The following is a 12,576-nucleotide window of genomic DNA, read 5'->3' as shown; positions in this document are numbered from 1 at the left end:
GGCTAGTTTTAGTTCTCGTAGGTCGCTCTATTTTTATCGATTTTTAATATTTAATTCAGTCATATTTAGCTATGAAGAAAAATAAACTCATGTATCCAATATTTGGGTGCCTGTTATTTGCCGCGTCCTGTACTGCTAGCAGCAGTGAAAATAAATCCGAAGAACAAGCCAAGGTTGTGCCTGTGACTGGTCTCCTACAGATGGATACCATTATCTACAAAGAGTATATTGCCGATATTCAGTCCCAAAGGAACGTAGAGTTGCGCTCTAGACTGTCGGGATTTTTAAATAGAATTTATGTTGATGAGGGGGCTTTCGTCAGAAGGGGGCAGGTTTTGTTTAGTCTTAATGATGAAGAGTATAAGGCCGATTTTGCGCGTGCAGAAGCGGGTTTAAATACAGCAAAAGCGGAGGTGAAGAAAGTGGAACTAGAGTTAGAAAGGACAGCAAAGCTGGTACAAAAAGGTATCATCAGTACCACAGAGCAGGATTTGCTCAAAGTACAGCTTAAAGCCGCTATTTCAAAGGTGCAGGAAGCTGAAGCAATATTGAACCAAGCACGAACCAAGCTAAGCCATACCCAGATTAGAGCGCCTTTTGATGGTCGTATTGACCGCATTTTGCTTAAGGAAGGTTCGTTGTTGAATGAAGGTGCATTGATCACTTCCATTTCTGATTTAGAAAAAGTAAACGTTTATTATAATATTTCGGAATCTGAATATCTTGCTATTGCATCTGATTCTTCATTTAACAGAAATAAATTCCAGCAAGAAGTACGCTTGATATTAGCCAATGGCGAGGTGTATCCTTATACAGGGATAGCCGAGATCGTTGAAAGTGAGTTTGAGGCTAGTACAGGATCCATTTCTTTGCGCGCCAAGTTCGATAACCCCAAGGGATTACTAAAGCACGGTGCTTCAGGACGTATTGGAGTGCCGACGCAGACAGGAAATCTGACATTCGTACATCAAAAGTCCGTATTTGAAATTCAGGACAAAGCTTATGTTTATGCGGTAGAGGGTAATAAAGTTAAGATGATGCCATTTAAGAATGGCCAGCGCGTTGGACATTATTATGTGGTAGAAGACGGGTTGCCTGCGGACACAAAGGTCGTTTTTGAAGGCGTACAGTCTTTGCGAGATGGTATGAGCATACAACCGAAATCGATTAATAACTAGAACGGAGGCGATTTAGATGTTTGAAACGTATATTAGAAAGCCGGTGTTATCACTGGTAATCTCAATTTTTATCACCCTTTTGGGTTTGTTGGCATTATTTACCTTGCCAATTACACAATTCCCTGATATTGTTCCGCCCTCTGTTGTCGTAACAGCTAATTATACTGGAGCCAATGCGGAGGTGAGTACCAATGCTGTGGCTATTCCTTTGGAACGTGCTATCAACGGAGTCGCGGGGATGACCTATATGAATAGCGTCTCCACCAACAATGGTACTACATTAATTCAGGTGTTTTTTAAAGTAGGAGTTGATCCGGATATTGCAGCGGTAAACGTTCAGAATAGGGTTACGACCGTATTGGACGAGTTGCCCGAAGAAGTAATCAAGGCGGGAGTCACCACCGAGAAAGAGGTGAATAGTATGTTGATGTACCTCAATCTGTATACAGACGATGAGACGGCAGACGAAAGATTCATTTATAACTTTACAGATATTAATGTTCTTAAAGAGCTGAAACGTATTGAAGGGGTAGGTTTTGCACAAATTATGGGAATGAAGGATTATGCAATGCGCATCTGGGTAAAACCTGATCGGCTTTCTGCTTATTCTATTTCTACAGAAGAACTTGTTGCAGCGTTGAGGAGACAAAATATAGAAGCAGCGCCTGGTCAGACTGGAATAAGTTCCGATAAGGCAGTGAATATGCAGCAATATGTGCTCCGTTACCCTGGTAAGTTTACGGAGGTAAGTGAGTACGAAAATGTGCCTATCCGGGCAAATGCAGACGGTTCGATAATCCGTATCAAGGATATTGCTGATGTTGAATTTGGATCCTTAGATTACGAAATGGTATCTAAGACAGATGGTAGACCTTCTGCTTCCATCATGTTAAAGCAGTTGCCTGGTTCGAATGCTCAGGATGTAATTCAGAGTGTAAAAGATAGAATGGAAGAGCTCAAAGGAGCGACCTTCCCCCCAGGGATGACGTATACCATGGGATATGATGTGTCGAGATTCCTGAATGCTTCGATATCTAGCGTACTTATCACGCTATTGGAAGCTTTTATTCTCGTGTTTCTAGTTGTGTTTATCTTCCTTCAAGATTTTAGGGCAACCGTAATTCCTATTCTTGCAGTTCCTGTTAGTTTAATTGGAGCCTTGTTTTTTATGCAGATGATGGGATTCTCTATCAACCTTTTGACGTTGTTCGCGTTAGTGCTAGCCATCGGTATTGTCGTCGATAATGGTATTGTTGTGGTCGAGGCTGTGTATGCCAAGATGGAGGATGAACATCTTCCCCCGCTGGAAGCAACCATTGCGGCGATGAAGGAAGTTGGTAGTGCCGTAATTGCAATTACGTTGGTCATGTCGGCGGTATTCATACCTGTTGCTTTTCTTTCAGGACCGGTAGGTATTTTCTATAGACAGTTTTCATTGACATTGGCTGCATCTATTGTTATATCCGGAATTAATGCCCTCACGCTTACACCAGCGTTGTGTGCCTTGATTCTGAAATCACCTCATGATAAAAAGGAAAGCAACGGTTTGCTAGCCCGTTTTTTCAAAGGTTTTAACGCTGTATACGATCGAATAGGGGGAGGTTATAAAAATTTATTGACACGTATAGCAGGACGGAGAGTCGTTACATTGGGGGCGCTAGCCTTGATGTTTGTACTTACTTGGGGATCTGCTGCGATTCTACCTACTGGATTTATTCCAACAGAAGATCAGGGAATGATTTATGTTGCTGTGACTACGCCTCCTGGAGCTACGGTGGATCGTACCGAAAAGGTTCTTGATGAGGTAGATAGGATTGCTCGAGAGTTGGATATCGTAGAGACTGTATCCACATTAGCCGGATATAGTATTGTGACTGAGGTATCGGGGGCATCCTATGGTATGGGGATGATTAACCTGAAGGCATGGGATCAGCGTGACGAAAGTGTGCACGACGTAATGACGATTCTTAGAGAGAAAACTAGCCATATCGCAGATGCAACAATAGAGTTTTTTCCACCGCCAACAGTCCCAGGATTCGGTAACTCTTCCGGATTTGAGCTGCGTTTGTTAGATAAAAGTGGTAATGAAGATTTATCAAAAACGAGTATTGTACTGAATGATTTTATTAAAGAGTTGAACAACGACGATGTAATAGAGAGCACTAGTACTACTTTTGATGTTAATTTTCCACAGTACATGCTTGAAATCGATTATGATTTAGCAGCTAAAAAAGGCATTTCTGTTGAGAATTCGATGAATACCCTACAGACCCTTTTAGGGAGTCAGTACGCTACCAATTTTATCCGTTACGGACAGATGTATAAAGTGATGGTTCAGTCTGATGCATTTTCCCGTCAAAAACCAGAAGATGTTTTGGCACTATATGTAAAGACCGCAGAAGGAGAGATGGTTCCTTATTCCTCATTTATGACTATGAAGCGCGTATATGGGCCAGAACAGATTACACGATATAATATGTTTAGTTCTGCGATGATTACTGGTCAAGCTGCTGCAGGGTTTAGTTCTGGACAGGCTATTGAAGCGGTAGAGCGTATTGCGGAGAATCTCCCGCAGGGATACGAAATCGAATGGTCGGGAATGACAAGAGAGCAAAAGATATCAGGTAACCAGGCCGGATATATCTTCTTACTCTGTCTTGTATTCGTGTATTTGCTCTTGGCAGCGCAGTATGAGAGCTTCCTGCTTCCACTGCCCGTCATTTTATGTTTACCGGCCGGAATCTTTGGGGCCTTTATCTTCTTGAAGATCTTTGGTCTTGAAAATAATATTTATGCGCAGGTCGCATTAGTAATGCTTATTGGATTGTTAGGTAAAAATGCCATCCTAATTGTGGAATATGCCAACTTGAAGTACAAGCAGGGGATGGATATTTTTACAGCTTCCGTAGAAGGAGCGGTGGCGAGATTACGTCCAATCTTAATGACTTCTTTTGCATTTGCTGCAGGACTTATTCCATTGATGTTGGCAAATGGTGCAGGTGCCGTTGGTAACAGGACTATTGGCACGGCTTCAGTGGGAGGGATGGTAATTGGAACCATTTTGGGAGTTATTGTAATTCCTGGGTTAGTGGTTTTATTTGCCAAGCGTAATAAGCCTAAAAAAACAGGTCAGGTAGTAGCTGTGTTAGCAGCTCTGTTGTTGGTGTCTTCTTGTACTGTTCCTAAGAAAGTCACAAAATCTGAGTTAAGTCAAGATGTAAAAGTCAATGCTCAAACGGTATTGGCAGACAGTATTTCCTTAGGAGATATTCCTTGGCAGCAGGTGTTTTCTGATCCTTATTTAAAAGGCCTTATTGATACTGTTTTAGTAAATAATAGAGACCTCAAGCAAGCTATCCACCGTATTGAAGTGGCGCAAGCTAATTTTAGGCAACGTAAGGCCGCATTGTTGCCAACGTTGGATGGAGCCATAGAGGCCGGACTTCGGAAATATGGCCACTATACTGAATCTGGTATTGGTAATTACGATTCTAATTTTTCGGATAATTTGACGTCAGACGAAAAACTACCCGAGCCATTTATTCCAGACTATTTCGTTGGTGTGCGTTCATCGTGGGAAATAGATCTTTGGGGAAAATTACGAAATAGAAGAGAAGCTGCTTTTATGGGGTTGTTAGCAGAAAGCGAAACTAAGCGGTTATTACAAACCGAACTCATTAGTAGCGTTGCTGCAGCATACTTTGAACTGATCGCGTTGGATCAGAAAGTAAAGGTATATGAGCAGAATATACTATTGCATGAACGAGCTTTAAGTATTATTGAAGCACAGAAAGAGGCTGGCCGGGCAGACGAACTAGGTGTACAACAGTTTAAATCTATTCTAGCTGAATCTAAGGGACGCAGGGCTTTGGCTATGCAAGAAATAGTCGGATACGAACACCAGGTAAACCAACTTTTAGGAAGAGTGTATCAACCTATTGCGAGGACAAAAGAACATGTCCCAAATCATGAGATATTCCAAGAACTCCATGTTGGTAACATTGATTTACTTTTTAACAACCGTATCGATATCCGAAGGGCAGCATTGGAATTGCAGGGTAACTATAGCGACTTGGAAGTTGCTAGGCTCTCCTTTCTTCCTTCTGTTGCGATCAGTCCCTATTTTGGATTACAGACTTTTAGTATAGACCAACTTTTCAATTTGGACAAGTCTGTTGCTTATGGAGTTTTAGGTAGTGTCACAGTCCCAATTTTCAGACAACGGGAATTGAAGTCGCAGTATGAAGTCATGAAAGCAAATTATGGAATAGCATTTTTGGAGTATGAAAAAGTGATTTTGAATGCCGTGAATGAAATTTCTTTGGCACTGCATACACAAGGTGCTATTGCAGAACGTGAAGTGTTAGTTCATAATCAGGTAGAAGCTTTAGAATCTGCTATTATTGCGGCTGAAGAGCTTTTTATTGCAGGACGAGTCAATTATTTGGATATTGTAACAGCACAGAAAGATGTTATAGGAGCTCAGGAAGCACAGGTGGATGTATTGAAGGAAAAGATGCTAAATCAAGTTGTTTTGTACAAAGCCCTAGGTGGTGGTTGGAAATAGTAGCTTAAATCTTTGAAAATGAAAGGACTCTCCAGTTTTGGAGAGTCTTTTTTTTGCCTTTTAGCCTAATAATAGGTCTTTTTATTCTGTTAAAGACTGTTAAAAGAAACAAGGAAAGGCCCAAACTTGCATTGTTTTTGCGTTCTTGAGTGTAACAGATCAGTTACGTTTTATTAATTTGCTAAAATCTAGTTAAGTAATATGAGAAAAAGGAAAGTGAGTTTTTATATTTCAATTGTTTCAATGACAGCTTTAGTCATTGCTACATTTTACAGTTGTTTTATCGGTAAGTCCGAAGAGAATGAAGTTACAGCCAAGCCCTTAGCACTCCCTGTATATACGGTCAATGCGAGTGATGCAACGACGATAAAGACGTATTTGGGGACTATCGAGGGGAAGGTAAACGTAGAAGTACGACCTCAGGTAGAGGGACTTTTACAGGAAATCTATGTAGATGAAGGTTCCTTTGTCGAGAAGGGACAGAAGCTATTTAAGGTAGATGCATCAGCTTACCAAGAATTGTTGAATAATAGTGTCGCTAATCAGAATGTTGCCAAAGCAAAGTTAAAGAATGCACGTTTAGAGATAGAGCGATTGAAGCCCTTGGTTGACAACGATGTTATTTCTGAGGTTCGCCTGCGGTCAGCTCAATCCGATTATGATGTTGCTAAAGCTTCTTTAGACCAGGCTACAGCTGCAGTTCGTAGTGCCGAAATCAATCAAGGTTTTACTATAATCACAGCACCGGTTAGTGGATATATTGGTCGTATTCCGAAGCGAATCGGTAATCTTGTGGGTAAAGGTGATAAGGAGCCATTGACTGTATTGTCCGATGTGCAGGATGTATACGTTTATTTTTCTATGAATGAGTCTGATTTTTTATACTTCTCAAAATTAAAGGTCAAAGAGGATAGTATCAATGGAATTCCAAAAAGCAGGAATGCGTTAAGCTTTCCAGACGCTGTCTTGATTTTGGCGGATGGTGAAGAATACACGAACAAAGGAGCTGTCGACGCAATCAATGGGCAGGTAGATCGTACGACTGGGGCAATTTCATTAAGAGCTTCTTTTCCGAATACAGACAATATGTTGCGAAGTGGAAGTACTGGAACTTTAAAAATATCCGAAGTAAAGAAAAATGTAATTCAGATTCCCCAAATAGCAACCAGCGAATTACAAGACAAAACTTTTGTCTATGTGTTGGACAAGGAAGACAAAGTGCGCCGCCGTGTTGTTACGATAGGTGGCAAGAGTAAAGATAATTATATCATCGCGGACGGTCTTACCGTAGGCGAACGTGTCTTACTGACCGGCCTGGATAAGATTACTGAAGGATCTACAGTAACCCCAATTCAACAATAATTTTCAATGTAGCAAAGTTTCTCGCGCCGTCTTAACTGATGGCGCTTGAAAACTATTGCTCCTTAAATCCAAACAGTATGTTAAAAACCTTCATAAACAAACCTGTATTAGCTACGGTGATGTCCCTAATCTTAGTGATTTTAGGACTGGTGGGACTAAAGACTCTACCGATCACCCGGTTTCCAGAGATAGCTCCACCAAGTGTTGTTGTTTCATTGAGCTATCCAGGAGCGAACTCGGAGACCGTTGCGGAGAGTGTCTTACTGCCTATTGAAGAAGCCATTAATGGGGTAGAAGATATGACGTATATCAAATCGTCTGCTACTAACTCGGGGTCAGGTTCTGTACAGGTGTTTTTTAAAACAGGAACTAATCCCGATATCGCTTCGGTAAATGTACAGACACGAATATCAAAAGCTATTAGTGCTATACCTGCAGAAGTCAATGAAAACGGAATTACAGTGCAACCGCGACAAAGTGGTGCTATTATGACTATAAATATCTTCTCGGATCATCAGGATTCTGTATACGATGAGACATTTCTACAAGCTTTCTCGCAGATTAATATGATACGACCTCTACTACGTGTGGACGGTGTTGCTCAAGTCTCTCGATTAGGTGCACGGGATTATTCTATGCGGGTATGGCTGAATCCAGAAAAGCTAGCACTTTATGATATTATCCCGCAGGATGTTACTAAGGCTTTGAATGATCAGAACTTTGAGATTGCTCCAGGTAAATTTGGAGAGACCTCAGATGAGGTCTTTGAAACGGTTATCAAACATAAAGGAAGGTTCAGTAAGCCAGAAGAATTTGAAAACATGGTCATCAAAACGAATAAAGATGGCTCTATACTTTACCTCAAAGATATTGCACGCATTGAATTTGGAGCAACCAATTTAGGAAGTGATAATAAAGTCGATGGTAATCCAGGTCTGACTTTGAATATTACACAAACGAGCGGTTCGAATGCGCATCAGATTGATATAGAGGTTCGGAAAGTGCTTGAGGAATTGTCAAAATCTTTTCCAGAAGGCATTCATTATGAGATTTCCTATAGCGTCAGAGATCAGATTGATCAGTCGATTAATCAAGTGAAGACCACTTTGTTTGAAGCTTTTATTTTAGTTTTTATCATCGTGTTTATTTTTCTACAGGATTTCCGATCTACTTTGATACCTGCGATTGCGATTCCTGTTTCTTTGATAGGAACTTTCTTTTTCCTTAGTCTGTTTGGTTTTTCGCTTAATGTACTAACAATGTTTGCCCTTGTACTGGCTATTGGTATTGTTGTCGATGATGCGATTGTCGTAGTGGAAGCGATTCATCAAAAAATGCACGAGACTGGAATGCGGGCAAAAGATGCTACCGTGCAGACAATGTCCGAAATTACAGGAGCAATATTGTCTATAACAATGGTGATGGCCGCAGTATTTCTACCTGTAGGATTTATGGAAGGACCTGTTGGTATTTTTTATAGACAGTTTGCTTATACACTTGCTACCGCTATTTTGATTTCAGCTTTCAATGCATTGACTCTTTCACCTGCGTTGTGTGCATTGCTTTTAAAGCCGATCCACCCTAAGGATATCGAAGCTGAACAGGATTTGAGTAAAGTACAAAAATACAAGCAACGATTCTTTAATGCCTTCAATGCATCTTTTGATAGATTCACAGACAAATATATTGTTGGGGTAAAATATTTGATTGGGCATAAGAAAATTGCATTTGGTGGATTATTGCTAGTTACTGTTATAGGTATTCTATTCTTGTTTTATACACCAAAGAGTTTTATTCCTACTGAGGACGATAGTTTTGTTACTTATTCCTTGGCAATGCCTCCTGGGGCTTCTTTGTCGAGAACCACTGCCGTTTTGCGTCAGGCAGATAGTATTCTACAAAAACGCGAAGATATTGCCGGTATGACCACTGTTTCTGGTTTTAATGTTTTGGGGGGAGGGACAAGCCCTGCATTTGCAGCGGGTTATATTAATGTGAAACCTCATGCAGAACGAAAACAAATTAAAAATATAAATGCATTTATGGATACGGTCCGCAAAGATTTGTCCGTGATCAATGAGGCAACATTTAAAGTTTTTCCAAGGCCCACAGTACAGGGGTTTGGTGATTTTGCCGGCGTAGAGTTAGTTCTTCAAGACAGGTTGGGAGGAGATATTCGAGATTTTGATATTGTTGCGGACTCCTTTATCAATAAAATCAATGCGCTGAAAGAGGTGGATAATGCATATACCTCATTTAAATCCAATTTTCCACAGTACGAAGCAGATATTGATGTGGTGAAGGCAAAAAGTATGGGTGTAGACATTAAAGAAATGATGAATACAATCCGGATGTACTTTGCGCGAGTGAGTGCAGGAGATTTCAATCGCTTTGGACGTACCTATCGGGTATATATGCAGTCCGATTTTGAGCATCGTACAGATCCAGAATCGTTAAACTCCATTTTTGTCCGCAATAAGGAAGGAAAAATGGTTCCTGTCGGCACATTAATGACACTCAATAAAGTAGTGGGACCAGAGACCATAGCACGATATAATCTCTACAATGCCATTACGGTAAATATTAATCCTTCATCCGGTTATAGTACAGGAGATGTGATGCAGGCAATAGAAAAATTGGCGGTTCAACAATTGCCAGGTAATTTTGGATATGAATGGACTGGAATGTCTTACGAAGAGAGTAAATCTGGTTCGCAGACTGTACTAATCTTCGGTTTAAGTATTTTGTTTATTTATTTCTTGTTAGCTGCACAATATGAAAGTTATATTTTACCATGGGCAGTGTTGCTTTCTGTTCCTGTTGGATTAGTCGGTGTTTTCGCTACAGTTTTAATGGCTGGTTTAGAAAATAATATTTACGTGCAGGTTGGGCTTATTATGTTGATAGGCTTGTTAGCAAAAAATGCAATTCTTATTGTCGAGTTTGCCGTTCAGCAGCGGGATAAAGGAATGAGTATATACAATGCCGCTATTGAGGGGGCAAAGTTGAGATTGAGACCTATTTTAATGACCTCTTTAGCATTTGTGGCAGGTTTAGTGCCTCTTATGTGGTCTGTTGGGCCATCGGCTATTGGTAACCATTCTATTAGTTTTAGTGCTGCAGGTGGTATGCTTGCTGGGGTTGCTTTTGGTATTTTTATTATCCCAGTACTCTTTGTTGTTTTTAAAACACTAGATGAGCGAGTCAAATTGAAATTTAAGTCAGAGGAGGATTAATTATGAATAATATGTCGATAAAAACAATTTTATATCTATTTGCGGGTGTTTTTTTTCTGACAGGGTGCAAAGTTGGAGAGAAATATAAACAACCTAATTTGAATACGCCTGATTCATTCCGCTCCGCCTGGACAACAGATGAAGGAGATTCTTTACTAAGTCAAATTGAGTGGAGGAACTTCTTTAACGATAGTAATCTGATTACTCTGATTGATAGTGGCCTTTCCCACAATTATGATATACGGATTGCGTTAAAAAATATAGAAATAGCGAATCGGAATCTAAGGATCAATAAGTTAAACTATTTACCTACTGTAGACGCTAATATTGCGACAGTGAATCAACAGTATCGCTCAAAAGATTTTTATGGCTCCGCCTCATCCAAATGGTATGAACAAAAAGGGAAAAAGGCTCCAGAATCTATGGCTAAATATCAATCACAGTACGCTACAGGGCTAGAGTTTAGTTGGGAGTTGGATATTTGGGGTAAGATAGGGCAAGAGGGCGATGTTTTGAAAGCAAGTTGGCTGGATACGAAAGAAGCGAAAACAGCAATTCAGACGAAACTTATTGCGGATATTGCGACCGGCTATTTTAATCTATTAATGTTGGATGCACAGATTGAAGTCGCTAAAAGGAATCTACAATTGAATGACAGTACGTTGCGGATGATAAAATTACAGTTTGACGCTGGTGAAATCACAGCATTGGCCATCCAACAGACCGAGTCACAGCGATTGGTGGCGGCTTCATTGATCCCGGATTTAGAAAAGGAAATTACAATTCAAGAAAATTCGTTGAGAATGCTGGTTGGAGATATGCCTGCTGCGGTAACTAGAAATAATACATTAAATGATAGTCTCATCAAATTTGATCAAGATATCTCTCTAGGAAGCCCGTTGGATATTATCCGTAATCGACCGGACATCAAGCAGGCTGAGTATGCTCTGGTTGCGGCCAATGCTCAGATGAATGTAGCGCAGATTATGCGATATCCAAGTATAAGTTTAAGTGGAGTTTTTGGAGTAAATGCCATGTTGGCAAAAAATTGGTTTAATATACCTGGTGCATTACTTGGGGGGATAGCAGGTGGAGTAACAGCTCCTGTATTTCGGAATAAAAAACTTAAGAATCAGTATGAGGTAGCAAAAATAGAGCGGGAGAAGGTGGAACTCGATTTTCAGCGTCAGGTTATGGAGGCTGTTGGAGAAGTATCGAATACAATTATAACTGTAGAAAAGCAGAAGGAACAGTTAAACTTAGCGGAAGAGCGGGTTTCAAACTCAGAACTCGCCGTGAAAAATGCCTCTTTATTATTTAAAAGTGGGTATGCTACCTATTTGGAGGTAATTACGGCGCAGAGTAATGCTTTAAAGAGTGAATTGGATTTAGTAGAGTTGAAGCAAAGACAATTGAACGCATGTGTGACCTTGTATAGGTCGTTAGGTGGTGGATGGAGATAGTTCGCTACTTCCTTTTATATGCTTCCGTACCTGCTTTGAATTTTGTAGAGATTATTTAGGGACATAATAGAGGTTTTATAGAGGGTTCATAGAGGTAAATCACTATAAAAGCTCAGTTATGCCAGGCTTAAATCCCTGCTGATCCTGCCCGATGATAGGAATAGTATGCCTTTTTTGCAGTCCCTGGTGCCTGTGTGCTTTCTTTTTTAAATTTTATTGCCCGCTGTTCCAGCGTTTTACGTTATATGCTGAAAAATAGTCTGTGTTATGTCTTTGAAATGTGGTTTTAAAGTTCCTATCTTTGCACCACTCCGCGAGGGAGGGACGGTTCTCCGGAACGATGACATAAGGTAGATAGAGCGGTTCTTTTGCGGTCTGATCCGTTAGATCCGATGCTCTGAAATCTTCTCCGGAAATTATTTTAAAATAAAATTTGGAGGTTTAAAAAAGATTCCTACCTTTGCAGTCCCAACGGAAACGAAGGGCGGCCGCCGCAAGGGAGGCCGGAAAAACAGAATGATAAGTCACATCTCCGGATGTCGGTAATAGAAGCAGAAGCGCGATGCGGATGCGAATAAAGTTCTTTAAGGAAATGATCATGTAACGTAACGAGTAGTGTTGAGAAACAACGAAAGTTAAAAATAACTCAACCTGTCAGTCATAGAATCAGAAATTATTTAAATAAAGACAATTCTATTTTTTATAAATAGTCTTGATCTTACACTTCATTTTACTATGGAGAGTTTGATCCTGGCTCAGGATGAACGCTA

At 40.4% G+C, this 12,576-nt stretch carries 5 protein-coding genes; all 5 read left to right on the top strand.

Annotated features, from left to right (window positions below):
• Positions 1 to 71 precede the first annotated feature (71 nt).
• Complete coding sequence (locus tag JKG61_RS17525) at positions 72 to 1,178, top strand: efflux RND transporter periplasmic adaptor subunit (RefSeq protein ID WP_202104256.1); 1,107 nt, start codon at positions 72 to 74, stop codon at positions 1,176 to 1,178.
• A gap of 16 nt (positions 1,179 to 1,194) precedes the next feature.
• Positions 1,195 to 5,745, top strand: coding sequence for an efflux RND transporter permease subunit (locus JKG61_RS17520; RefSeq protein WP_202104255.1), 4,551 nt, complete (start codon positions 1,195 to 1,197; stop codon positions 5,743 to 5,745).
• Between the two features lie 201 nt (positions 5,746 to 5,946).
• Positions 5,947 to 7,107, top strand: a complete 1,161-nt coding sequence (locus JKG61_RS17515) for an efflux RND transporter periplasmic adaptor subunit (protein ID WP_202104254.1) — start codon at positions 5,947 to 5,949, stop codon at positions 7,105 to 7,107.
• 77 nt (positions 7,108 to 7,184) lie between these two features.
• Positions 7,185 to 10,343: an efflux RND transporter permease subunit gene (locus JKG61_RS17510; RefSeq protein ID WP_202104253.1), complete on the top strand. Its 3,159-nt coding sequence runs from the start codon at positions 7,185 to 7,187 to the stop codon at positions 10,341 to 10,343.
• Between the two features lie 11 nt (positions 10,344 to 10,354).
• Positions 10,355 to 11,806, top strand: coding sequence for an efflux transporter outer membrane subunit (locus JKG61_RS17505; RefSeq protein WP_237249533.1), 1,452 nt, complete (start codon positions 10,355 to 10,357; stop codon positions 11,804 to 11,806).
• The last annotated feature ends 770 nt before the right edge of the window (positions 11,807 to 12,576 follow it).

It is taken from the genome of Sphingobacterium faecale, assembly GCF_016746095.1.
GTDB lineage: Bacteria > Bacteroidota > Bacteroidia > Sphingobacteriales > Sphingobacteriaceae > Sphingobacterium > Sphingobacterium faecale.
This window is presented reverse-complemented; position numbering and strand designations above follow the sequence as displayed.

Bases quoted from the DNA above. Each gene is read 5' to 3' on its own strand.
- JKG61_RS17525 (WP_202104256.1), top strand. From the start codon at position 72: ATGAAGAAAAATAAACTCATGTATCCAATATTTGGGTGCCTGTTATTT.
- JKG61_RS17520 (WP_202104255.1), top strand. From the start codon at position 1,195: ATGTTTGAAACGTATATTAGAAAGCCGGTGTTATCACTGGTAATCTCA.
- JKG61_RS17515 (WP_202104254.1), top strand. From the start codon at position 5,947: ATGAGAAAAAGGAAAGTGAGTTTTTATATTTCAATTGTTTCAATGACA.
- JKG61_RS17510 (WP_202104253.1), top strand. From the start codon at position 7,185: ATGTTAAAAACCTTCATAAACAAACCTGTATTAGCTACGGTGATGTCC.
- JKG61_RS17505 (WP_237249533.1), top strand. From the start codon at position 10,355: ATGTCGATAAAAACAATTTTATATCTATTTGCGGGTGTTTTTTTTCTG.